Origin of the sequence: Winogradskyella sp. SM1960, from assembly GCF_020179375.1 — a bacterium.
GTDB classification, from domain to species: Bacteria; Bacteroidota; Bacteroidia; order Flavobacteriales; family Flavobacteriaceae; genus Winogradskyella; species Winogradskyella marina.
This window is the reverse complement of the sequence record NZ_JAICBG010000005.1, coordinates 281,444-307,882: the sequence shown is the minus strand read 5'-3', so window position 1 is coordinate 307,882 and position 26,439 is coordinate 281,444. Positions and strand designations below refer to the sequence as shown.

Sequence of the window (26,439 nt, the reverse complement as noted above, 5' to 3'; positions counted from 1 at the left end):
GATATAAATTGTTTTGTGCAAATGTAATTTTTTAATGGGTTCAATTCAAACTTAATTCCCAAAATTATAACGTAAGGTAATTCCAGATCTTAGTGATGTTTGTGGGAATGATGTAGAAATTGCAAATTCTGAGAACGTATAATCAAAATAGAAGATAGCTGTTAGGTTTTTGCTAAACGCGTAATCTGCATTGTATTTAAGTCCCCATATAGTCTGACCCGCTGTAATCTGGTTATTCTCTAAATCTAAATACCTAATAATGGTTTTGTTATCTCTAACGGTAACATCTAAACTCATGTTTAAATCACTCACAACAATTTGCCTTGGTCCTGCAAGTTGCGACCTAATTCTTAAATCCTTAATACGATATCCTAATCCTAATGTGTATTCTTTACCTTGGATTTCAGTCATTAGATTATTATCAAAACTCAATGATAAAGTTCTATCCGTCTTCATTTCGGCTAAAACTTTTATAGAGTTTTTCATTTCGAAATCTAAACGGAACAATGGACTAAACTGCTCTTCTAAGTTAATGTTACTATATAGCGTTTCGTTTTTAAAATTACCGGCTTGATCTATGACATCGACCGACTGATTATCATAAGACAACCCTGGGATTAATTCTTCTGTATCTAAGTCTAAGTTCGTTCTAAACTGATTTATAGTGTAGCGTGATCTATAGCCATGCTGAACAGAGAAACGTTTAAACGTTTTCTTAAACCATGGCAATTTCATTAATCCTGTATATTTTAAAGTCCAATTTGGAATAGGAACATCTCTAAAAGCATCTGTACTTACTTTTTCTGGATCAGTGCCATGATATGCTGATAAAAATGCTGGCAACAATACGCGCTGGCTATTTTTACCAAAACCTTCTGGATAGCCTTCTGCATCTGTATTAAATGGTGTTGCTCCATAGAAATCTCTTGCTAAACGATTGGCGATAACTAATCGGTTGGCTCTAAAATCATTAAAAGCAGCGGATTGATTTTCATCACTTTGACTAAAAGCTGTTTTTATTAGTGCGGTTGAAATCATAAAATTCCCAAAAGAATTAGTGATTAAATCTTCATACGTATCACTTAAGCCATCACCATCATTGTCTATTGCTCTAAAACTTTCAGAGATATTTTCGGCATAGGTTCTATTTCCGGTTAAATCTATTTTTAAATCTCTCATCGGTTCTACATTTACCGAATAGTCGAGAGTCTTGTTTTCTACTTCTGTATATTGTTCGTTAAAATCAGGGAACGTGGTTAACCAACCATTTCTTGCTGTTATATCTCGTATATTTCGTTGGCTACCAAAAGTGTATCCTAAAGTTGGTCTTAACGTCCCTACAAATCCTGGTGTTGGTAAATAGCCTGGTAAAAATGTTCCATTGTTTTCAGCATAACTAAACTGAACTCGCTTCACCATAGTCGCCAAATCAATTAAGGTATTGTATGCTTTTTTTCCAGCACTTAGTTTGTTTGGATCATCTGCATTCTCACCATTTTCCTGTCTATTATCTGGTGTTGCTCCTCGTCTCCTTACCGCTGTAGTTCTTGTTCTACCTCTAGCGTTTTGGTTCCCTGCCTTAACCAACCCTAAGGTTCTGTACAGGGTTTCCATATTAAGGGTCGTATTAATATTGTGGGTGTTTGAATTCTGAATTGAATTTCCTAAATTATAGGTATTGTAAGTCCCTAAGTTATTAGGATCTTCAACTTGTAAGCCTTCATTTAAATCTGATCCTTTTTGCCAATCAAACGCACCATTATACGCATAAGTCGTTCTTAAGAAACTTAAAATTGGTATTTTATGTAGTGGTAATTCATAATTTACCTGCAATTGCTGTGTCTGGTAATTTGGATCACCAAAATCAAAAAAGCCATCCCATACATCGAGTTCTGGATCTTGCAATCCATTAATACGATTATCTACAAAATAATTACGGACTATATTGGTATTAGCGGCGTTAAAGTTAACACTTAAAGCATCTGTTAGGTTATAATTTATAGCGTACTGAAAATCGAAGGTATAATTTCTTCGGAATAATTCTTCGATACCAATATTACCTTCTGCTAATTCAACCTCTCTAAATTTTTGCTTATTAAATTGTCTATTAACATCTGTATTTACAGAAAAACTAGATGGTAATAAATTCAAGTTAAAATCCTTTAAAATTTTCCAGTTTTTACCAGTAAATAACGAATCGTTCTTTTTAAAAGGTTCGTATTTTAATGGTTCAAAAGCAAAATTATAATTTACTCCGGCTCTTACCGTTTGGTCTAATGCATTTTCAATTTCAAAATCGCGATGCTCTACTTTATTATAAGAGTAATTAAATGTTAGGTTTTCTACATCGTAAACACGAGGTTTAGAATCTCCTGTTTTTTGCTTTCTTACACCAATAAAGTTAATGCTCTTTCGCTTGGTATAATCTTCAGATTGTTCTCGTATGCGATCTTCTTCGGCACTAGAACTTGCGGCATCTAATCGCGATTCTAAAGTAAGGTCATTATAAAACTGATCGAATTTAGGCGTTATCATCTCCTCACTTTGCGCATAATTGAATGGTAGCTGAATTCCCCATTTTTTTGGTAATAATTGTCCTAATTGAATATTAGTAACCACATCATATTGTGCTACGTCTTCTAAACTACGCTGGCTTGGTCCTTGCTCTACTCCACCAAAACCGATTGTACTTCGTCTTCCTGTTGCACTAATACTTGCAAAATCTGCAATCTTGGTGTCCATACTTAAAACAGCTGCCCAACCACCTTCATTGTCCATATCGGACATACGCAGCTCATTAAACCAAAACTCTCCACAAGAGTTCATGCCAGTAGAACCAGAGTTTTTAACACCAACCATCAGTACTCTAATGTCTCCAAAATTTGGATTTCCTTTAATACCAATACGTTGTTGTTTTTGAGTTCCATCAACGGGATTATATGGTGGATTTAAAGTCGTTTCGTCTAACTCACCGTCTATAACATTATAAAATGTAGGATCTTCACTATTTAGATTAGCACCAATACCAAGGGCTTTAATTTTTTGCAAAAACTCTAAAGGAATATTTATTTCATTCTGCTCTGGCCACACTTGCTCTCTAGGACTACCTTCTGCTTCTGACGATGGTAACAATGGTACTTCTATTTGATAATAGTTTTGAGTAAAATCACTACCCATTCTAATAAATGCAACCATTTCACCGGCTTGCAGCATAGAGCCTTCTTGTGCTTCAGCGTGTACAAACATACGTAGTTTCTTATACTGACGCATATCTACATTAATATTTTTATAAACTCCTTTTGCATCGGTTGGTCTTAGGTCACAAGCCTGAAGCACCAAAGATTGCTCGTTTTGTCTTATAATAGTATTGTTATTGTTTAGCTCCTCTTGCTCAACTCCTGGAGGCCTTACATAACTTGCATTATCCTGTACGCCAACAACTCCTACATTAAATTCTGCATTCGGACTATTATTTGTATCGTCATTATCTAAGTCTAATGTATATCGTCTCCAGTCACTACGTACTAAATCTAAAGTCGCAAAACGCAAGACTGTATTTTGAGTAAAATCAGACACATATAAACGTGCAAATCGAATAGATCTAATATCGGAAATTCCACCAATTGATTCACGAATGTCACTCTCTGCTATAGGAATTCTAAATTGGTACCAGTTGACATCATTTCTAACATCTCCATTAGGTAAAACAACTTGCACATTTTCCTTTACATCATTAATATAAGGATTATCTAAATTTAAGCTAGATGGTGTAATATCTACTTCATACTCATAGTAGCTATCAATAGTATTCATGGTATTATCTCTATTGATATCTTCTACATCTGGCTGTGTTGTAGATCCTCTATTGGTATCGGTAAAGGTTTCTGGCGTATTACCTTCAGTACCGTTATATTTTTTATAGCGCTCAAAAATATCACCATCCGTATTTAAATAATACTCATAATTATCTTTTGAGGGATCATCTCCAAATTGTGCTCCAAATTCGCTAATCTCCTCCATATCATTCAAACCGTCCAAACCTACATCTTGATTTGCACGTTCTGCTCCTGTTGTTCCAAACGTATAAATTAAGGATTGATTTTGTGGTACAACAGTTCCAAACTCAGTTCTCTCTAAGTTTGATATATCACCATTTTCTGGTAAACCGTTTTCGAATTGCTTTTTGCCATCTTTAATAATGTCTTCTGAGATGTTACCAAGATTTACAAATAATTTACCACCTGTATTAGATGGGTTATCTAAAAACGGATCTTGAACCCAAAATTCTATATATTCAACATTAGCTTGTTCAAAATCTGTCGACGTAATTTGTCTTGTAATACCAGCCCAACTTTTTGATGGATCTAAAGGATTTTCATTTGCAGCATTTGGATCAAAGTTATATGGTCCACGCTCTGTAGGATAATAGGCTAAATCTAATGTATTAATTACTGAAGATTGCCCTTGTACAATATCTTGATTAAATAACTCTTCAATAAAAATACGACGTGTGTATAAATCCGAAACATCATCATCTGTGATACCATCTGGACGCTGATTACTATAAAATATAGGATCTACAGTGTACCAATTTAAAAGTGCTCTTCCGTAACCGTTTTGAGGACCATTAAGATCATTTCCTGGAATTGTATTTGGCAAACCTACTGGTCTACTAGATAAGTTCCAAGACAAAGGACTCAATAAATTTATGGCTCCTTGTGTGCCTTCAAAATCATCGATATAGGCCGTTGGTTCATTATTAAAATCTGCACCTTTTGACGCTCCTGGCAATAAATAGGCAAACTCACCTCTCAGTGAAAGATCAGAAGGTACATCTGTATCTATATTTGGTAGTTTATTGACCATTCGCGTTAAAAATGGAACTTCAGTTGAGTAGTTTCCATTAAATCCAAAAATGGTATTGTTTATAGGTTCAGAATTAAAATTAGCTTTTTGTGTTATCGGTCGTTCGTTAAGATTTAATAAGGTGGCACCTAAAACAAAATTTTCGTTAAATTGATGCTCAACATTAATTCCTGTAAAACGTTTTGTTTGCTGACCAAAAACAGCATTGTTTTCAACAGACACATTAATTGGTGTGTTAGATGCCTTTAAAGCTTCGTCTAAAATTTCTACACGTCCCAATTGGTAATTTACGGTATAATCTACACCTTCTACAAGTTGTCTACCACCTGCTGTTACTCTTACCGAACCTCTTGGCACATTAAAAGCACCTATAGGAATTCCGCTATCTCCACCACTACTTTTAAAACGGCCTTTTATTTGAAATTTATTCTTTTCAGCTTCATCTAAGGCTGCCGTTTTTGTTGATTTATAAAGTATATCGTAAACGTATTTTTTCTGATTCTCGTTAAATCCACTTTGCGTATCTGTAATATCCTCGTAGTCTGCCGCATTGTTATTTGGGTTACCGTCATTATCTAAAACATCGAATAAATACCGTCCAAAAGGTTCAGCTTTGGTAAAAATAATCTTTCCGTTTTGCGACAATACGGTGACTCCTTCTACATAATCGAAGAAACCATCTCCACGTTCTTGCGGATCGTTATTAAAATTTAATTGATCTAAATGGAATAATCGAATTAATGGTGTTTCACTAATCTCGGTATCATCAGCCGGATTATTTGGTGTATTACTATCAAAAGTTGGGAAAGGAACCTCTACACCACCGACAACAACAGGTTTAATGAAGTTTACAGCAGAAGCTTCTGTGTAAAAGATATTTAACTTAAAATCTTCTTGACTAAGTTGAAATGCTCCAGTATCATAAATGTTTTTCATCATTAAATCCCAAATAGGCTGATCTACCGAAGTAACCGCACTTTTTAGCATCTTAAGGACTAAACTTTGATTATTTACAACATCATTACCAGATGTATTGTCTACTGTTGTAGCATCGACACCATCATTGGCAAACTCACCGACTTGAAACACTTCTCCTCCAACTGTATACTGGAATGCCACTGCTAAAACCTCGTCGTTAAGCAGACGTTGGTTTAACGATATATACCCTAATTTTTCATTTAGAACGTATTCTTGTCCTTCTCTTAGTTTCCTTGCAGATTCTAACTTACCAAAATCAAAACCTTCTTGAATATTTATATTTACACCTGCTTGCGTGTTGGTAATATTTCTAACTTGTTCTGTTAATAAAGATCCTGGACCACCTATATTAGTTGGATCAAAATCGTTATTTTTATTATTTGGCTTTGCATTAGGAATATTTACAAAACCTGCAGGTAATGGGTCAAGTCCAATGTTTTCGGGCTTAGACTCTCCTAAATCTTGGAAGGCAACAATATTTCTAACGTTCTCTGTTTGATTATTTCTATTGGTTACCCAAACCTCAATTCTTGTAATTTGAAGACCTTGATTATCAATAAAAGGATATTGTAATAACGATTTATCGTATGTTTCCTGAAAATGTTGCGCTAAAAAGAAGTGCCTATTTTCATCGTAATCTCTTGCAAAAAACTCAAATTCCTCTACAGTTCCACCACCTTCTGCGACTACCGATTTTGATTGCGACTGTTGCTCTGAAAATACTGCTGTTACTCTAGTTTTACCAAATTGCAACTCTGTTTTAACACCAAACAGACTTTGTGCACCTGTAATTAACGAACTGTTTAATGGCATGTTAACATTACCAACTTCAATTTTACGAATAATATCGTCTTCCGTTGGAGTGTACTCTAATTTTACAACCTGTTGAAAATCGAAAGTTGCTTCTGTATCATAATTTGCCGTAACCTGAAGGCGTGTTCCTACTTTACCTAGTAAACTCAGACTAATTCGCTGATCAAAATCGAAAGTAAAATTAGTTCTATTTCTTGGGGAAAAAGAAGGGTTATCTTGTTTTGAGAACAGTACTCCCAAATCTACCTCCACAGAACCTTGTGGAATAACATTTATAGTGTTACCTCCAAAAATGGTTTCAAACAATCCTGAGTTCACATAAAACTCTGGCAGTAAATTTTTCTGATCTTCTTCTGAACCTTCTTTTTGTCCAGCTTTAGCATCAGCCATTCGTTTATAATACGCTTTTAATTTTTCTTGCAATACAAGCTCCTGAAACTCTTCAGGTGTTAAAATTAAAGGGTAATTAATATTAAAATTTCCTATTTTTTCTGAATAGACATAGCGATCTAAAATAGGGTCGTAAGTATATTTTGAAATGATGCTGTTTGGGTTAGGCATTTCCAATTTCCCAAATGCAAAGGTCGTCTTAGTAGAATCTTGTTCTGTTTCTGTTTCTTGCGCAAAAACAGAATTACCAACTAGCATTGTAAAAGTTAGTACACATAAGTATACATAGGTAAAGCGTTGCTTATGTAGCGTTCTATTCAATTGCATTATAAATTTTTTAGAGCTGCTTTAATAATTTGCTCCACTTGGGCATCAGGTTGGGTTTGTAAAATTTTATCGACAACTTTTTCGGATTGTTTTTTATTAAATCCTAAAACATCTAAAGCAGATAACGCTTCTTCTTTGTGTGTATTGTTTGGCACTGAAGAAAGTTCATCTAAGCCATAGACTTTTAACACTTTATCCTTTAAATCAATAATAACTCGCTGAGCGGTTTTTAACCCAATTCCTTTTACACTCTGAATTAACGCCACATCTTCACCTGCAATTCCTTCTTTGACTTGGTCTGGTGTTAATGACGACAACATCGTACGTGCTGTATTGGTTCCGATACCACTAACAGAAATTAATAATTTAAAAATCTCACGTTCTATCGTCGATGAAAATCCGTATAAACTATGAGAATCTTCACGCACTTGAAGATACGTGTAAAGTCTTAAATGTTCTTTATCCGGAATTTGGGAATATGTTTGTAATGATATATTTATAAAATAACCGACACCATTGCAATCAATAACAACGTCTGTCGGATTTTTTTCTACAAGTTTACCCTCTATATGTGTAATCATTTATAACCAAAAGTTGAAAAACCAAATGTAATAAAATTATTTTCATTAAAACATTTAGAGTCAAACTATGAAAATCAGATGCTTTTCACATCTGATTTTCTGAAATTTACGCTTTTTAAAACAAGAATTAAAAACAATTCCTACGCATGTTTGTGCTGTCTTTTTTCTCTTTCTTGCGCATCTACCACGGCAATTGCAGTCATATTTACAATTTCGTCTACACTTGCACCTAATTGTAAAATATGAACAGGTTTACGCATTCCCATCATAATTGGTCCTATAGATTCTGAATTATTAAGCTCTTTTAATAATTTATAGGTAATATTAGCGGCATCCAAATTTGGAAAAATAAGCGAATTTACCTTTCGACCTGCTAATTTTGAAAACGGAAAAATATCTTGAAGCATCTTTGCATTAAGTGCAAAATCTGTCTGTAATTCACCATCAACTATCATCTCTGGATAAGCCTTATGTAAATAAGCCACAGCTTCTCTTACTTTTTCTGCTCTTGGATTTTCTGAAGACCCAAAATTAGAATACGAAATCATTGCCGTTACAGACTCAATACCAAACATTTTGGCAACACGCGATGTCATTCTTGCAATTTTAGCCATGTCTTTAGCAGAAGGATCTATATTTATAGACGTGTCACTTAAAAACATAGGACCTCTTTGTGTCATCATAACATTGGTCGTTGCAACTCTTGTCACTCCATCTGCCATCCCAATCAACTCTAACATTGGTCTTACCACTGAAGGGTAATTACGCGAATAGCCTGTAACAAGTGCATCTGCATCACCTTCATTAACCATCATGGCTGCGAAATAATTACGCTCTCTCATTTTCTTTTCAGCAGAATACAAGGTTACACCTTGACGTTTTCGTTTTTTCCAATACGCTCTTGCATAGTTATTTTTACGTTCGGTCTCTTCATCTGATTTTGGATCTATAATCGGAACATCTGCATCGAATTCAATTTCTGTCATCAATTCTACAATAGTTTCCTTTCGCCCTAAAAGAATAGGTTGTGCAATACCTTCATCATATGCAATTTGAGCAGCCTTTAATACATCTAATTGATCTGCTTCTGCAAAAACCACACGTTTTGCGTTTGTTTTAGCTCTACCTAACAACATACGAACTAACTTATTATCAGAACCTAAACGCTCTAATAATGAGTTTTTATAACGACCCCAATCTTCAATTGGCTCTTTAGCCACACCAGATTCCATGGCTGCTTTGGCTACTGCAGGAGGCACTTCAGAAATAAGTCGTGGATCAAAAGGTTTTGGAATGATATAGTCTCTTCCGAAAATCAATTTCGTTTCCGCATAAGCAATATTAACTTGTTCTGGAACCGATTCTTTTGCTAAATCAGATAAGGCTTTAACGGCTGCCATTTTCATAGCTTCGTTAATTTTTGTCGCTCTCACATCTAACGCTCCTCTAAAAATAAATGGAAAACCAAGCACATTATTTACTTGGTTAGGATGATCACTACGACCTGTTGCCATAATGATATCGTCTCTTGTATCAACAGCAAGTTGGTATTGAATTTCCGGATTAGGATTTGCCATTGCAAATACAATAGGATTCGCTGCCATTGATTTTAGCATCTCTGGTGTCACAATATCAGGTTGAGACAAGCCAATAAACACATCGGCATTTTTCATGGCTTCATCTAAGGTATCAATTCTTCGATGTGTTGCAAATTCTGCTTTTTGAGATGTTAAATTATCTCTATCATCTCTAATAACACCTTTACTATCTAACATCACAATGTTTTCGCGCTTAGCGCCAAAAGCTTGATACAATCTTGTACAAGAAATTGCAGCTGCTCCTGCTCCACTCACTACAATGTTAACCTCTTCGATATTCTTTTCAGCAATTTCTAAAGCATTTAAAAGTGCTGCTGCCGAAATGATTGCGGTTCCATGTTGATCGTCGTGCATTACAGGAATATCTAACTCTTCCTTTAAGCGACGTTCTATTTCAAAAGCTTCTGGTGCTTTTATATCTTCTAAATTAATGCCTCCAAAAGTTGGTGCTATATTTTTTACGGTTGCAATAAAAGCTTCAACATCTTCGGTGTCCACTTCAATATCAAACACATCAATGTCTGCAAATATTTTAAACAGCAAACCTTTACCTTCCATTACTGGTTTAGAGGCTTCCGGTCCAATATTTCCTAATCCTAAAACTGCTGTTCCGTTAGAGATTACGGCAACTAGATTTCCTTTTGCCGTATATTTATAAACGTTTTCTACATCTTTAGCTATTTCTAAACAAGGCTCTGCTACACCAGGAGAATACGCTAATGAAAGATCTCGTTGTGACGCATACTTTTTAGTCGGTACAACTTTAATTTTACCAGGAGTTGGTTTGGCATGATATACTAGGGCTTCTAAACGTTTACTTTGTTTGCTCATAATCTTTAAAAGAATTAAGCTACAAAGATAAGAAAAGGAATGCACGAAATAGATGTCATATTTATTTAAATACATGAGATCTCTACATATCACAATGATAAAAACCGATAAGAATTGAAAAACCAAGAGGGTATTAGTGTAACTATCCCTTTAAAAACTTAATACTCCCCTTTAAACCATCAAACTTAGTGCGCTTCACTGCAGAATTCTGAAGCACTTTTTTAAAGGTATCTTCCGTGATTTCTTCCCAATCTTTGGCAAATTATTTCTAATAGGAATAACATTCATAAACAGGATAATAGAAATACATTAAATCACTTTAGCCTCTATTAAATAGAATCTACTAGTGTTAAACCTACTTTTTATATCTTTAATTTCGACTATTTTTCTAATGTAAAAATAAATGTTGCTCCATGACCAAGTTCAGATACTACCTTAATTTGCCCATCGGATTTTTCAACTATCTTTTTCACAGTAGCTAAACCAATCCCATTACCTACAAAACCGAATCTATCTTGTTTAGCTACTTTTTCAAAAATATTAAAGATTTTATTGTGATTTTTAGAAGCAATTCCTGGTCCATTATCTTTCACAAAAAACTCATAATGTGTTTGGGTTTCAGATACACCTAACTCAATCTCAACTTTAGGCTTATCACTATATTTTATAGCATTAGATACCAAATTCATTAAAATATGATGGACTGCTGTTTTGTTGGTTTCTATTTGACTTAAAGATGAATTTAAAATCAGTTTAAGGTTATGATCGTAATTAAACAGATCTTCAATTTCTGACTTTAGTTTTTCTAAATTAATGGTGGTTTTCTTTTGTTTTAAAATGGTGTCACTTCTACTATAATCTAAAAGTCCATTGATTAATTCTTTAAGGTTGTCTGAAGATTTAATTATCATTTCTAACAATTCAATACCATCACTGTCGATCTGTAATTTATAGTCTTCTAAGAATAATTCTGCTAAACTAGCAATATTTATAAGTGGAGATTTAAGATCGTGCGCAGCGATATACGCAAACCGTTCTAATTCCTGATTTTTTTCTTCTAAATCCTTTAATGCGATATCTAATAACGACTTGCTTTTGCGAAGTTCTAATAAATTCATTACCTGATTTGAAAGTGCCGACAATGATTTTAGTTGACTCTGACTGAGAAAATTTGGCTTATCGTCTAAAACACATAAGGTCCCTAGGGGCAATCCATTTTCACTAGTAAGCGGAACGCCTGCATAAAATACAATTTTAGGATCGCCAGTAACTAAAGGGTTGTTTTTAAAACGATCATCTGTTCTCGCATCTTGAATAATAAATATATTATGTTCATCATTTATAGCATGCGCACAAAACGCATGTTCTTTAGGTGTCTCGCTTTCGTCTGTCCCATGATGTGACTTAAACCATTGTCGTTTATCATCTATAAAACTAATGAGTGAAATAGGAGTGTTACAGATTTCTGCTGCAATGGCTGTAATATTATCGTAATCAATTTCTTGAAAGGTATCTAATATGTCATAGGATTCTAAATTCTTTAAGCGTTGTACTTCATTTATGTGTGGCTTTGGGGCGATCATAATAAATATTTATAGTGTCCAAAGTTAAACATTACTCTTAAGCACATGTCATACAATTTTCATAAATTATTATTTAAAACCTTGTTAAATCACAAATTCACTATTTTAACTTACTGAAATACAATTTCTTAAACTAACATCATCAATGATTTTTTTAAAAGTATGCGTATCAGAAGGACGTGGTGCATTATCTAAAACAATTTCATTATTTTAATTGAAAATGACCTATCGTGGTATAAATTCAACTTTTAGTACTTAACCTAAAGAGGTATTTTTTCCGCCTAATATTAAATATTGATTTCTGACATTAAGAAACTTGCTTAACTCACTTCTCGATTTTTTCCAACTTTCTATATCTTTATCTATGGAGAGGTAGATCCACTCTACATTGTTTTCAATAGCTAATTCATCCTTAAAATCCGTTTCTTTTTTTATTTCATCAATGCAAGGCCTGCACCAACTGGCCCAAAAATTTCTAATCCTTCAAAAAATTAATATTCCGCTTTAAACCGTCAAACTTAGTCCGTTTTACAGCTGATTTTTGAAACACTTTCTTAAAAGTATCTTCCGTAATTTCTTCCCAATCTTTTTTGGTCATTTCCAATAATTCAGGATGTGGATTAAACAACAGTTCATTATGTGATTTCGAAAACCGATTCCAAGGGCACACATCTTGGCAGATGTCGCAACCAAACATCCAATCGTCCAATTGGCCTTTGAAGTCGTTTGGAATATTGTCTTTCAGTTCAATGGTAAAATATGAAATACATTTGCTACCATCTACCACATAAGGTTCGGTAATGGCTTCCGTTGGGCAAGCATCTATACATTTTGTACAGGTACCACAATGATCAGTAACTGGTGTGTCATATTCTAGTTCTAAATCGATGATTAATTCGGCAATAAAATAGAATGAACCGACTTGTTGGGTTAATAAATTAGAGTGTTTTCCTATCCATCCCAAACCCGATTTTGCTGCCCAAGCTTTATCCAACACTGGCGCCGAATCTACAAAGGCACGTCCACCAACCTCTCCTATTTCATCTTGAATAAAATATAATAAAGATTTCAGCTTATGTTTAATCACATGATGATAATCGTTGCCGTAGGCGTATTTGGAAAGCTTATAAGAATCTTCATTCTGTATTTCAGAAGGATAATAATTCAATAATAAAGACACGACAGATTTTGAACCTTCGACTAATAAGGTTGGATCTAAACGTTTATCGAAATGGTTTTCCATATAGCGCATTTCGCCATTCATATTCTTATTCAACCATGTTTCTAGTCGCGGAGCTTCGGTTTCTAGGAATTCTGCTTTGCTAATACCACATGATAAAAATCCGAGGCGTTTGGCTTCGGATTTAATAATTTCAGTGTATTTAGCTTTATGATTTAACACTACTATCGTTTTTCAAACTTTAAAAAAGCGTTTTTTGGCTTTAGGGTAATTAATGGTGTGATATCAATGGTATCAAACTTTGGAATTATTTTAAAGGCAGAAACTAATTCTGAAACCGCAATAATCATTTCGAACATAGCGAAATTATTTCCGATACATTTTCGTGGACCGGCTCCAAAAGGAAAATAGTGTGAAGAAAATTTACGGCCTCCTTCACTAAACCGCTCAGGTAAAAACGCATCGGGTTGATCCCATAATTTAGGATGACGATGCATTTCATAAACCGAGAATAAAAGATTACATCCTGCTTCTATTTGCAAGCCATTAAAAGTATCTGCCTCCTTATTTACACGATCTATAAAATAAACTGGTGGATATAAACGCATCCCCTCTTCTATGACTTGCTGACAAACTTTTGACTTGGTGACCAAGTCCATTAAATCATCGCTATCCTCTAGAATTTTGCTCCGTTCTTTTATAATCTTTTCTTGCCATTCGGGATGCAAGGCTAACAGTTGCGTAATAAAAGTGAGCGCATTAGATGTCGTTTCATGACCTGCTGTGAATAGAATTAAGATCTCATCAATGAGTTGCTCTTCTTCCATTGGGTTACCATCGTCGTATCTAGCGTCTAAGAGCATGTCTAATAAATCGTTTTCCTTAACTTCGGACGCTCTTCGTTCATTAACAATACGCTTTAAAATTTGTCGTGCCTCACCAGTTAAATCAATATGCTTTTGAATTTCACCACTTACATTAAACCACCAACCTAAATACGGTTGACGTAACTCTTTAACCAACATTTTTTGAGCAGCTTCTGTAATATATTGAAGCCTGTTAATATCATCTTGGTTGGCCGCACTACTAAATAAGGATTTTACAACGGCTTGAAACGCTAAATCATTTAAGATTGGAAATATATCTATAACCTTATTCGTTGTAATCTTACTATATTCAGAAAGTATAGCATTTTTGATACTGTCTAAAAGATTTGCTAATTGTTTTTTATGAAAGGCAGGCTGAATAAGTTTGCGTTGTTTCTTCCAATGCTCGCCTTCTGCTGTTAACAATCCGGTACCAACATATTTTACTAAATCCTCTGTCTGGATTTTAGATTTGGTATAATTTTTCTGATTCTTCTGAAGTACATATTCTGCGAATGCCGCATCTCTAACAAAGACAACACTATTTTTAAATCCGATTTTCAATCTGAAAACATCTCCTTGCTCTTCAAAATTTTGATGATGAAACGGCAATGGATTCTTTAAAATTTCTAAAGAATGTTTAAAGAATCGACTTAAAGGAACTGTAGGTATGTTGCTTTCTGATTTCAATGTATAATTAGTGATATTTAAATTAAGTATAAAACGGGTTACACATAAGAACTATCCACTTTAAAATAGACCTCCTTGTGTCGGGCCTTTCACCTTCCCTAAATGTTTGTAAGCTTGTTCTGTGACTTCTCGACCACGAGGTGTCCGCATAATAAACCCTTGTTGAATGAGAAACGGTTCATAGACTTCTTCAATAGTCTCTGGACTTTCACTAACAGCTGTAGCAATAGTGGTAATCCCAACCGGACCACCTTTAAATTTATCGATTATAGTGGTTAGAATCTTGTTGTCCATTTCATCTAATCCGTAAGCATCAACATTCAGTGCTTTTAAAGCAAATTTGGCTATGGCAATATCAATTTTGCCATTGCCTTTTATTTGCGCAAAATCTCTAACACGTCTTAATAACGCATTCGCAATACGTGGTGTACCTCTACTTCTACCAGCTATTTCTATGGCAGCTTCCATAGTGATTGGCATGTTTAATATAGAAGCACTACGTTGAACGATGGTGGTTAGTAAGTCTGTTTTATAATATTGTAAGCGACTTTGAATCCCAAAACGTGCACGCATTGGTGCTGTTAATAAGCCTGAACGCGTTGTGGCTCCAATTAATGTAAATGGATTTAAATTAAGCTGAACCGTTCTGGCATTTGGGCCAGATTCAATCATAATATCAATCTTATAGTCTTCCATCGCAGAATACAAATACTCTTCTACAATTGGACTTAACCTATGGATTTCATCAATAAAAAGCACATCTCGGTCATCGAGATTGGTTAGTAGCCCTGCTAAGTCACCTGGCTTGTCTAAAACAGGTCCGGAAGTGACTTTTATACCAACATCTAACTCGTTGGCTAATATGTGTGCTAAAGTTGTTTTACCGAGTCCTGGAGGACCATGAAATAAGGTGTGGTCTAATGCTTCTTCTCTAAGATTTGCAGCTTGCACGAAAACTAACAAGTTTTCCAACACCTGATCCTGACCTGTAAAGTCTTCAAACGTTAAAGGTCTTAATTTCTTTTCAACGTCGAGTTCTTCAGGACTAAAATTATCGCTGTTTGGATTTAGGTTTTCGTTCATGCTACTTCCTGCGAAGACAGGAATATTATTGAGTTATACTGAGCTTAAAAATATACAATCTTCCCATCGCTTTAAACGACGTAGAAGAAAACAAATATAACGAAAAAGCCTTTCTGAAAACAGAAAGGCTTTGATATTGTGATTCTCTTTAATGAGATCCCTTTTTTAAAAGAGATTTTAGTGTTGTAATTCCTCTTCACCTTCCTTTAATGGTATATTTTGAGGAACGAAGTCTTCTTCATGTCCTGGCTTACTGTAATCGTAAGACCAACGGTATACATGAGGTATTGCTCCTGGCCAGTTACCATGTATATGTTTTACAGGTGTTGTCCACTCTAAAGTTGTAGATTTCCAAGGATTTTGAACTGCTTTTTTACCATAGAATATACTGGCAAAGAAGTTATATAAATAAATGATCTGTGCTAAACCACCAATTATAGCAAATATGGTAATGATCACATTGGTATTTGCTAAATCATCGAATAATGGGAAGCTAGAGTTGGTATAGTAACGTCTTGGTAAACCTGCCATTCCAATAAAGTGCATTGGGAAGAATACTCCGTAAGCACAGATTGCGGTAATCCAGAAATGTATATAGCCTAAATTTTTGTTTAACATACGACCAAACATTTTTGGATACCAATGATAAATACCAGCAAACATTCCATATAAAGCCGAGATACCCATTACTAAGTGGAAGTGAGCAATAACAAAGTACGTATCGTGTACGTTGATATCTAATGCACTATCACCTAAAATAATTCCTGTTAATCCACCAGTTATAAATGTTGAAACGAATCCTATACTAAATAACATGGCCGGATTCATTTGGAGATTTCCTTTCCAAATTGTGGTTATCCAGTTAAAGGCTTTCACAGCTGAAGGAATAGCAATCAATAAGGTTGTAAATGTAAATACAGATCCTAAGAATGGATTCATACCAGATACGAACATATGGTGACCCCAAACAATTGTTGATAGGAATGCAATAGCTAAAATTGAAGCAATCATCGCACGATAACCAAATATAGGTTTACGTGAATTTGATGCCATAATTTCAGATACTAATCCCATTGCTGGAAGAATAACGATATATACTTCTGGGTGACCTAAGAACCAAAATAAGTGTTCAAATAATACAGGCGAACCACCCTGGTAATGTAACACTTCACCTTGTATGAATATGTCTGATAAGAAGAATGACGTTCCAAAACTTCTATCCATTATTAACAATAATGCAGCAGAAAGTAAAACTGGGAACGAAACCACACCAATAACAGCTGTTACAAAGAAAGCCCAAATCGTTAAAGGTAATCTCGTCATAGACATCCCTTTTGTACGAAGGTTAATAACTGTAACAATATAATTTAATGATCCTAACAATGATGAGGCAATAAAGATAGCCATAGATACAAGCCATAAGGTCATACCTAATCCAGAACCTCCAGAAGCCATCGGTAATGCCGATAACGGTGGATAAATTGTCCATCCTGCAGCAGCTGGACCAGCTTCTACAAACAATGAACCTATCATTATAACACAAGATATAAAGAATAACCAATACGATACCATATTAAGAAATCCTGATGCCATATCTCGCGCACCAATTTGCAATGGAATCAATAAGTTACTAAACGTACCACTTAAACCAGCTGTTAATACAAAGAATACCATTATGGTTCCGTGTATGGTTACTAATGCTAAATATACATCGGCATCCATAACTCCTTCTGGAGCCCATTTTCCTAATAATGCTTCAAATAATACGTTTGGCTCTTCTGGCCAAGCAATTTGTATACGAAACATAATAGACATTAAAACACCTATAACACCCATTAACGTACCTGTAATTAAGTACTGCTTAGCAATCATTTTATGATCTTGGCTAAAGATATACTTCGTTACAAATGTTTCTTTGTGATGATGTACGTCGTGGTCTTCGTCGTGCACGTGTGTATCTACTGTTGCTGACATAATCTCTTTATCTTTTTCTTAAAACCTTTGTTAATTTAATGAATTTGGGAATGTTTTTTGTTCTTTCATCCATGCATCAAATTCTTCTTGAGTTTCTACAATAATCTTCATTTGCATATTGTAGTGCGATTTTCCACAAATTTTATTACATAATAAAAGGTAATCAAATTCGTACAATAATTCTTGACCAGATTCTTCAATCTCAACGACTCTTTCTTTTCGAAGGTCATTAATATTTTTTACTTTCTCAATAATGTCTGGATTCTGACGCATCTCTTCAGTAGTTACAGTAGGAGTAAATGCAAATTGCGTTACCATTCCTGGCACACAGTTCATTTGTGCTCTAAAATGCGGCATATAAGCTGAGTGTAATACGTCTTGCGAACGCATTTTAAAAACGACTTGTTGACCCACTGGTAAGTGCAATTCTGAAACAATAACATCATCTTGCGCATTAGGATCATCTTCATCAATACCTAATACATTAGCACGATTAATATCAATTAATCTTACGTTTGCTTTTCCTAAAACATTGTCATTGCCACTATATCTAGCTGTCCATTTGAATTGTTGTGCATATAATTCGATAACCATAGGATCTTCATCTTCGTCGACATTCATAATATCATTCCAAGTGAATAAACCATATATTATTAAACCAGCCAAAACAATAACAGGAATAACAGTCCAAATAAATTCTAAAGTATTGTTATCAGCATAGAACAAGGCTTTTTTACCTTTCTCACCTCTATACTTATAAGCAAAATAGTGTAATAAAAATTGGGTGATAGTTTGAACAATAAAGATCACTACCATAGAGATAATCATAAGATTATCAATCCCCTGTCCATGCTCTGATGCAGCATTAGACATTAAAGGAAGATCACCAATAAACCAAAAGCAAAGGATAGTCATTACATAGATGAAAACTAAGAATCCCATCATTAGGTAAGCATTTATCTTGTTGTCCTGATCATCCGCAATTTGCGTATTAGTCGTTCCAACCTGAGCTAGGTCAAATATTTTCACCATTTGCCATAAGGCAACAGCTACAAAAAGTACAATTATAATCGTTAATAAAGCAGTCATTATCGTTTCTGTTCTTATTTAAAATTAATAATGGAAATGTTCACTTTCCTTAACAAAAGGGTTTCCTTTTGCTAATAATGGATACTTGCCAAGTGCCGTAAATACGATAAGCAAAAATAATCCACCAAAGAATAAAATTGATCCTATCTCTGGAATTCCAATAAACCATCTGTCACCAACGGTTGCCGGCATAATCATATTAAATATATCTAAATAATGACCACCAAGAATTACAATACCTGTCATTATTACAAACCAATTTACACGTTTGAAATCACTATTCATTAATAATAATAGTGGGAAAATAAAATTCAATGCAACCATACCGAAAAATGGTAAATTATAGTCTTCAATACGTGTTATAAAATACGTTACTTCTTCAGGTATATTAGAATACCATATTAACATAAATTGAGAGAACCATAAATATGTCCAGAAAATACTAAAACCAAACATAAACTTACCTAAATCGTGGATGTGACTATCGTTAACATATTCTAATAAGCCTTTAGATTTAAGATAAATCGATATCATAGCAATAACAGTAACACCACATACAAGCATACCTGATAATACGTACCATCCAAATAAAGTACTAAACCAGTGTGGATCTACACTCATTATCCAATCCCAAGACATTACTGATTCTGTATAAATAAAGAATACTAAGAAACCAGCAGAAATTCTGAAATTCTTTTTAAAGTTACTATTATCATTGATATCTGCGTTGTCTTGTGCTAATGAGAATTTTCTTGAAAAATACTGATACGCTGACCAACCGGCTAAGAAAATTATAGCTCTAATAAAGAAACCTGTTTTATTTAACCAACCCGATTTATTAGCTACTAAAGCATCATAATTATGACTTCCTTCCGTAGTCATTCCATCCGTTAACCATATAAACACATGACTATCTGCAAAAAATGCTACCACTAATAGAAGTATTCCACCAGGTAAAACATACGATGTAATACCTTCCATCACTCTAAATAATACTGGAGACCAACCTGCTTGCGATGCATGCTGTATGGCATAAAATGCTAATACTCCTAAGGCTATCATAAAGAAAAAGAAACCTGCGACATACAATGCTGCCCAAGGTCTATTATGAACTTGGTGTAATACGTGCTCAACATGTTCTTTATGTTCATCAGCATGATCACCTTCTACATTTGAAGCACCATGAGCTTCCTCAACAGAAGCAACTTCAGAAACTTCACCGTGATGACTTTCTTCGCTTAGCATTGTTTCGACATCCTCAAAAGACTTGTGAGAATCAATGAATCCATAACCAACACCTAATGCTCCTAAAACCATTAAAATGATCGCTCCTATTCTTAATCGATTTGAAATTTTATATTCCATTATATAATCTTTATCTAAATCTTATTTTTCTAAATCAGCCTTAAGTTTCTCAACATAAGCAACTACTTGCCAACGCTCTTCTTCATTTAATTGGTTAGCGTAAGAACCCATTGTATTTTTACCATAATATAACGTATGATAAATACTACCTGTTGTAATCGCTCTACCTACATCATCATAGCTAGGTACACCTAAAATCTTTTCACGCTGTACCAATTTTCCTTGACCATCTCCTTTATTTCCATGACAAATACCACAATAAATGGCAAACAGTTGTCCTCCTCTTTCATAATCAACAGCACTAGAATCTAGAGGACTTTCTAAGTTTTCTTTAGCGAACTGAAACCCTTCTGTCGTATTTTCTATTTCAAAAGGCATAAAATCTCCTCTTGGTATTGTTCCTTCAGCTGGTAACTGACCTTGTTTACCGTTTGCAAAAGCATCAGATTCTTGATATGTTTCATAACCAACCGGTTCATACATGTTTGGCATGTATTGATAGTTTGGCCTAGAATTCTCTTGGCAAGATACAAGACCTACCAATAGTCCTAACACTACGATATATTTTGCGGCTATCTTCATATTAATGTGCATCTTCATCTTTATCAATAATATTTATCTCAACAGCACCTGTATCTTTCAACAGATTAGTTAATGATTCTTCGTTATTATTAACCGAGATTTCCATTAAGAAATGGTCATCCGTAGTTCTTGGATCTGGATTTTCAGCGTCTTTAAATGGCCACATTCTACTTCTTAAGTAAAACGTAATAACCATTAAATGCGCTGCGAAAAATACCGTTAGCTCAAACATTATTGGCACAAAGGCTGGCATGTTTTCTATATAACTAAAGCTTGGTTTACCACCAATATCTTGCGGCCAATCTTCTATCATTATAAAATTCATCATAACTGTAGCTACAGCTAAACCAACACATCCATATAAAAACGCTGTTATTGCCAAACGTGTAGGTGCTAGTCCCATTGCCTTGTCTAGTCCATGAACTGGAAAAGGCGTATAAATCTCTTCTATGTGATGTCTTTCTGCTTTCACCTTTTTAACGGCTGACATTAATACATCATCATCTGTATAAATAGCATGAATTACTTTCGAAGCTTCCATAGACTATATTAGTTGTTTAATAATTCTTTAGCTTGTCCTGACCAATCATCACGTTCTGCTCTTCCAGGGAAAGAACCTGTAATTTCGTCTAACAAGTCATATTCTCTTTTTGTCATTTTACTTACTTGTGCATAAGTAAATATACCAATGTTATTAAGGACTTCTTCCATTTTTGGCCCAATTCCGCTAATAACTTTTAAATCATCTGCTGTCTGTACAGAAGGATCAAATCTTCCAATTCCTTCTAGTAAGTTACCGACTTTTTCAACATTATCTTGGGTTGGTTTTGAAGCCGTAGTAGTTTCTGGAATTTTATAATTTGACGTTCTATTATCTGCACCAGTTCCTACTAAACTATCTCCACGTTCTCTAATATTCTTATAGCTTTCACCTGAAGACTTTAAAATTGTTTTCACTTCAGCTTGTGCAATTACTGGGAATGTACGTGAGTACAATAAGAATAACACAAAGAAAAATCCAATGGTTCCGATAAAAATTCCAATATCAACAAATGTTGGAGAGAACATTGTCCAAGAAGATGGTAAGTAATCTCTATGTAATGACGTTACAATAATTACAAAACGCTCAAACCACATTCCGATGTTTACAATAATTGAAATAAAGAATGAGAACATTATACTTGTTCGTAATTTCTTAAACCACATAAATTGTGGAGAGAATACGTTAAAGGTCATCATGCACCAGTAAGCCCACCAGTAAGGTCCAGTTGCTCTATTCAAAAAGGCAAACTGTTCGTATTCTACACCAGAATACCATGCGATGAATAACTCAGTAATATAAGCTACACCAACGATAGAACCTGTAATCATAATTACAATGTTCATTAATTCGATGTGTTGTACTGTAATATAATCTTCAAGGTTACACACTTTTCTCATAATAATAAGAAGTGTATTTACCATAGCAAATCCTGAGAATACAGCACCTGCTACGAAGTAAGGTGGGAAAATCGTTGTATGCCAACCTGGAATTACCGAAGTAGCAAAATCAAAAGATACAATGGTATGTACAGAAAGTACTAAAGGTGTTGCTAAGCCAGCAAGTACTAAAGATACTTCTTCAAAACGTTGCCAATCTTTTGCACGACCCGACCAACCGAAACTTAATAAAGCATAAATTTTCTTTTGAAAAGGACGTATAGCTCTATCTCTTAACATCGCAAAATCTGGTAATAAACCTGTCCACCAGAATACCAATGACACAGATAAATAGGTAGAGATTGCAAATACATCCCAAAGTAATGGTGAGTTAAAATTTACCCATAACGAACCAAATTGATTTGGAATTGGTAATACCCAATACGCTAACCATGGACGACCCATGTGAATAATAGGGAACAATCCTGCTTGGAATACTGCAAATATTGTCATGGCTTCTGCAGAACGGTTAATAGCCATTCTCCATTTTTGACGGAATAATAATAGTACTGCAGAAATTAATGTTCCTGCGTGACCAATACCAACCCACCAAACGAAGTTAGTAATATCCCAAGCCCAGTTTACGGTCTTGTTTAAACCCCAAACACCAATACCAGTAGATACGGTATAAATAATACAACCTATTCCCCAAAGGAATGCGACCAAAGAAATACTGAAAACAATCCACCATGCTTTGTTGGCTTTGCCTTCTACTGGTCTTGCTACATCTAATGTAACATCGTGATACGATTTCTCGCCAGTTACTAAAGGTCTTCTAATAGGTGCTTCGTAATGAGACGCCATAATTATATACTTGTTTCTTTAATTATTCTATTATTATGAAATTGAAACCAAATTGACTTAAAATTCCAACTTCAGACTTTCAACTTTCTATGAGTTTCTAACCTTTGTTTGATAAATTACATTAGGTTTTGTACCTACGTATTCTAACATATGATACATACGGTCATCTTCTTTTAATGCTGATATTTTACTGTCTTTATCATTAACATCACCAAATATCATTGCACCATTTCCACAAGCTGCTGAACATGCTGTTTCAAATTCACCATCTTTAATTGCTCTACCATCGCGTTTAGCATCTAGAATTGTTTTTTGTGTTTTTTGAATACACATAGAACATTTTTCCATTACACCACGAGATCTCACTACAACATCTGGATTTAATACCATACGGCCTAAATCGTCATTCATGTAATAATCAAATTCATCATTCTTGTTGTATAAGAACCAATTGAAACGACGAACTTTGTACGGACAGTTGTTTGCACAATAACGTGTACCTACACAACGGTTATAAGCCATTTGGTTTTGACCTTGACGACCATGTACTGTTGCAGCAACAGGACAAACTGTTTCACAAGGTGCATGATTACAATGCTGACACATTACAGGTTGAAAAACAACTTGAGGATTATCTGCAGGATCTTCTAACTCACCAAATTCACTTAAAGAACTACCTAAACCAGAAATATTATTTTTCTTATCTAAGTCATCTTTAAAGGTATCTTCAGATGAATAATAACGATCAATACGCAACCAGTGCATATCTCTACTACGTCTCATTTCAGATTTACCAACGACTGGTACGTTGTTTTCGGCATGACATGCAATTACACATGCTCCACAACCTGTACAAGCGTTTAAGTCGATAGATAAGTTAAAATGATGACCAATAGAACGATCAAACTCATCCCATAAATCTACATCTGGAGATGATACAGGAGTTGAAATATGATTAAGTGAAACTTCTGGAACGGCATTCCAGTGTTTCTTATCTTTTGTATTAAATACCTCTAGGGTTGTTTCTTTGATGATATCACCACGCCCCATTAAAGTATTATGCAATTGTACACAAGCAAATTCGTGCTCTCCAGCAACTTTACTAATCGTTACCTCCTGTACGGCATTGAAATCTTGATAAAGTGGGTATGCATTCACACCCGTTTTCATTTCCTCTTTAAGGGCTTTAGACGTTCTTCCGTAACCAAATGCTAAACCAACAGAACCTTTAGCTTGTCCTGGTTGAATTAAAACTGGCACTTTAGGAACTGTAACACCATTTACGGTAACATCTACATAACTTCCATTAAGACCACCATTAGCAACATTCTCATTAATTAAATCGTATGCTTTAGCGTCTGCTTGCGATAATGTAATATAGTTATCCCAAGTTGCTCTTGTTATAGGATCTGGAAATTCTTGTAACCATGGATTGTTAGCTTGTTGTCCATCTCCCATACCTGTTTTAGTATAGAGTGACAATTCTAACTTACCTTCTTTTGCAGAAGCTGCTAAAGCTCTTGCTGCTGTACCGCCAGTTAAGACAGCTGACGTATCTAAGGTATTACCATTGTTTACAGTAGTTGTAGTTGTCGTCGTTTTATAGACGTCTTTATCTTCGTCCTTAATACCAACACCGACAGCTACATCATGTATTACTCCACCTAAAAAGGTTCTATCCTTTTTGTCTTGTAATTCTGATGACGTCGTTGTTGTAGTTGATGATCCATTTGCACCAAATCCTGATGAACCGGTTACAAAAACACCATCTTGAACTGCTTTATTAAATGAAGAACCATTTAAAATACCCGCCGTCCAAACAGATTTAATATAATCTCTATACGTCCCAGACGTTTCTGTCCAGGCCATTAATACGTCTTGAAATTGCTTGGTATCAAACAACGGACGAATTGTAGGCTGCATCATTGAATAATGACCAGTTTTGAATTCGAAATCTCCCCAAGACTCTAAATTGTGTGGAGTGGCAGCAATATATTCACAGTTTGTTGATGTTTCATCTTGCTTCATTGAAAACGCAACTGACAACTCTGTTTTTGCTAATCCTTCTTTAAAGTCTGAAGCGTTTGGTAACGTATACATTGGGTTAACACCATTCATAATGATGGCACCAATTTTACCAGCTTTCATATCAGCTACTAATTGTGTAACTGCTTTATTACTCCCTTGTCTAATTTTAATCGTTGTTTTAGGATCAAAAGCTTTACTTCTTAAGTGCTCATTGATCTCTAAAACTGTCGTTTGTGCATTCACATCCTGTATACCAGAAACCACAACACCATTACTACCAGCTTTACTTAATTCTTTTGCTGCATCTTTCACCGCTTTATCTAAAGCTTCTGGCAAAGATCCTGGCAATGCTACACCTGTTACATAACTATAAAGTTTAGCAAGTGCTAGTTTTTGTTGGCTTGGCGTTAATGACACACGCTTATCTGCATTTGCACCAGATAAAGACATATTAGATTCAAATTGAATATGTCTCGACATTTTTCCATTCTCTGGAATACGCTTTTTAGCATAAGCAGATTCAAATCCTCCGCCTTGCCAGTCTCCAAGAAAATCAGCACCAACCGACACAATAGTCATTGCTTTAGAGAAATCGTAATTAGCCATTCCTCTTGTGCCATACTTTGCTTGGTAGGCATCTAAAGTTGCAGACTCTGAAACTGCATCATAAGACACGTGACTTACGTTGCCAAATTTTGCTTTAAACTCTGCAATTAATTTATTAGTTGATGGACTCGGCATAGATTGCGTTAACAATACAATTGGCTTACCGTTTAGTCCATTTAATTTTGAAGTTGTCTCAGACATAAAAGTTTCCCAAGAGATTTTTGAATCTCCTTTCATAGGTGACTTTACTCTTAGGTTATCGTACAATCCTAAAACTGAAGCATTAACTCTAGCGTTGGCAACACCATTTGATGCAGCATCTAAGTTGTTTTCAATTTTAATTGGTCGACCTTCTCTTGTCTTAACTAAAACACTTGTAAAATCAAAACCATCTGCAATTGTCGTTGCATAATAGTTAGCAACACCTGGAACAATCTCAGTTGGCTGTACTATATAAGGAATGGATTTAATCACAGGTCCTTCACAGGCAGCCAAAGAAGCTGCTGCTGTACTAAAACCAACGTATTTTAAGAAATCACGACGCGATGTAGATGAAGACTCTAAAGACTCTTTATCTCCCAAAAAATCGTCTGTAGGAATCTCTTCCACAAATTCATTTTGTTGAAGCGCCTCAACAATAGAGCTATTTTCGTTTAGCTCTTCAACACTTTTCCAGTATTTCTTGTTTGATGACATAGTGTTTATTTATAATTTTCGATTTTAGAA

The 26,439-nt window shown here is 34.8% G+C and carries 15 protein-coding genes and 1 pseudogene; all 16 read right to left on the bottom strand.

Annotated features, from left to right (window positions below):
• Positions 1 to 51: 51 nt before the first annotated feature.
• Positions 52 to 7,374 carry a cell surface protein SprA gene (sprA, locus tag K1X16_RS13670; protein ID WP_225036796.1) on the bottom strand — a complete coding sequence of 2,441 codons (7,323 nt, stop codon included), beginning with the start codon at positions 7,372 to 7,374 and terminating at the stop codon, positions 52 to 54.
• Positions 7,374 to 7,955, bottom strand: a complete 582-nt coding sequence (ruvA, locus tag K1X16_RS13665; protein ID WP_195872443.1) for a Holliday junction branch migration protein RuvA — start codon at positions 7,953 to 7,955, stop codon at positions 7,374 to 7,376. Before ruvA ends, sprA begins: the two co-directional genes overlap by 1 nt.
• A gap of 140 nt (positions 7,956 to 8,095) precedes the next feature.
• Positions 8,096 to 10,384, bottom strand: a complete 2,289-nt coding sequence (locus tag K1X16_RS13660) for an NADP-dependent malic enzyme (protein WP_225036795.1) — start codon at positions 10,382 to 10,384, stop codon at positions 8,096 to 8,098.
• Between the two features lie 142 nt (positions 10,385 to 10,526).
• Positions 10,527 to 10,640 (bottom strand): annotated as a pseudogene (locus tag K1X16_RS13655) (tRNA epoxyqueuosine(34) reductase QueG); the annotation flags it as partial.
• Positions 10,641 to 10,764: 124 nt separating this feature from the next.
• Positions 10,765 to 11,967: an ATP-binding protein gene (locus tag K1X16_RS13650; RefSeq protein WP_225036794.1), complete on the bottom strand. Its 1,203-nt coding sequence runs from the start codon at positions 11,965 to 11,967 to the stop codon at positions 10,765 to 10,767.
• Positions 11,968 to 12,222: 255 nt separating this feature from the next.
• The gene (locus tag K1X16_RS18100) at positions 12,223 to 12,447 is read right to left on the bottom strand and encodes a TlpA family protein disulfide reductase (protein ID WP_195872467.1); all 225 of its coding nucleotides are present in this window, start codon (positions 12,445 to 12,447) and stop codon (positions 12,223 to 12,225) included.
• Positions 12,443 to 13,369: a tRNA epoxyqueuosine(34) reductase QueG gene (gene queG / locus K1X16_RS13640; protein ID WP_225036793.1), complete on the bottom strand. Its 927-nt coding sequence runs from the start codon at positions 13,367 to 13,369 to the stop codon at positions 12,443 to 12,445. Before queG ends, K1X16_RS18100 begins: the two co-directional genes overlap by 5 nt.
• Positions 13,370 to 13,371: 2 nt before the next feature.
• Positions 13,372 to 14,703 (bottom strand): cytochrome P450, encoded by a 1,332-nt coding sequence (locus K1X16_RS13635; RefSeq protein WP_225036792.1) that lies wholly within the window; start codon positions 14,701 to 14,703, stop codon positions 13,372 to 13,374.
• Between the two features lie 60 nt (positions 14,704 to 14,763).
• On the bottom strand, positions 14,764 to 15,786 hold the full coding sequence (ruvB, locus tag K1X16_RS13630; RefSeq protein ID WP_195872438.1) for a Holliday junction branch migration DNA helicase RuvB: 1,023 nt from the start codon (positions 15,784 to 15,786) through the stop codon (positions 14,764 to 14,766).
• A 177-nt stretch (positions 15,787 to 15,963) separates the two neighbouring features.
• Positions 15,964 to 17,760, bottom strand: coding sequence for a cbb3-type cytochrome c oxidase subunit I (locus tag K1X16_RS13625; RefSeq protein WP_195872437.1), 1,797 nt, complete (start codon positions 17,758 to 17,760; stop codon positions 15,964 to 15,966).
• A 30-nt stretch (positions 17,761 to 17,790) separates the two neighbouring features.
• On the bottom strand, positions 17,791 to 18,849 hold the full coding sequence (locus K1X16_RS13620) for a cytochrome c oxidase subunit II (protein ID WP_195872436.1): 1,059 nt from the start codon (positions 18,847 to 18,849) through the stop codon (positions 17,791 to 17,793).
• Positions 18,850 to 18,873: 24 nt separating this feature from the next.
• A complete protein-coding gene (locus K1X16_RS13615; RefSeq protein WP_225036791.1) occupies positions 18,874 to 20,214 on the bottom strand; it encodes a quinol:cytochrome C oxidoreductase in 1,341 nt (446 codons plus the stop codon).
• Positions 20,215 to 20,235: 21 nt separating this feature from the next.
• Positions 20,236 to 20,796, bottom strand: coding sequence for a c-type cytochrome (locus K1X16_RS13610; RefSeq protein WP_225036790.1), 561 nt, complete (start codon positions 20,794 to 20,796; stop codon positions 20,236 to 20,238).
• Between the two features lies 1 nt (position 20,797).
• Entirely contained in the window at positions 20,798 to 21,337 is a 540-nt protein-coding gene (locus K1X16_RS13605) for a DUF3341 domain-containing protein (RefSeq protein WP_195872433.1), read from the bottom strand.
• 8 nt (positions 21,338 to 21,345) lie between these two features.
• Positions 21,346 to 23,079 carry an NrfD/PsrC family molybdoenzyme membrane anchor subunit gene (gene nrfD, locus K1X16_RS13600; RefSeq protein WP_195872432.1) on the bottom strand — a complete coding sequence of 578 codons (1,734 nt, stop codon included), beginning with the start codon at positions 23,077 to 23,079 and terminating at the stop codon, positions 21,346 to 21,348.
• A gap of 87 nt (positions 23,080 to 23,166) precedes the next feature.
• Positions 23,167 to 26,409: a TAT-variant-translocated molybdopterin oxidoreductase gene (locus K1X16_RS13595; RefSeq protein WP_225036789.1), complete on the bottom strand. Its 3,243-nt coding sequence runs from the start codon at positions 26,407 to 26,409 to the stop codon at positions 23,167 to 23,169.
• Positions 26,410 to 26,439 lie beyond the last annotated feature (30 nt).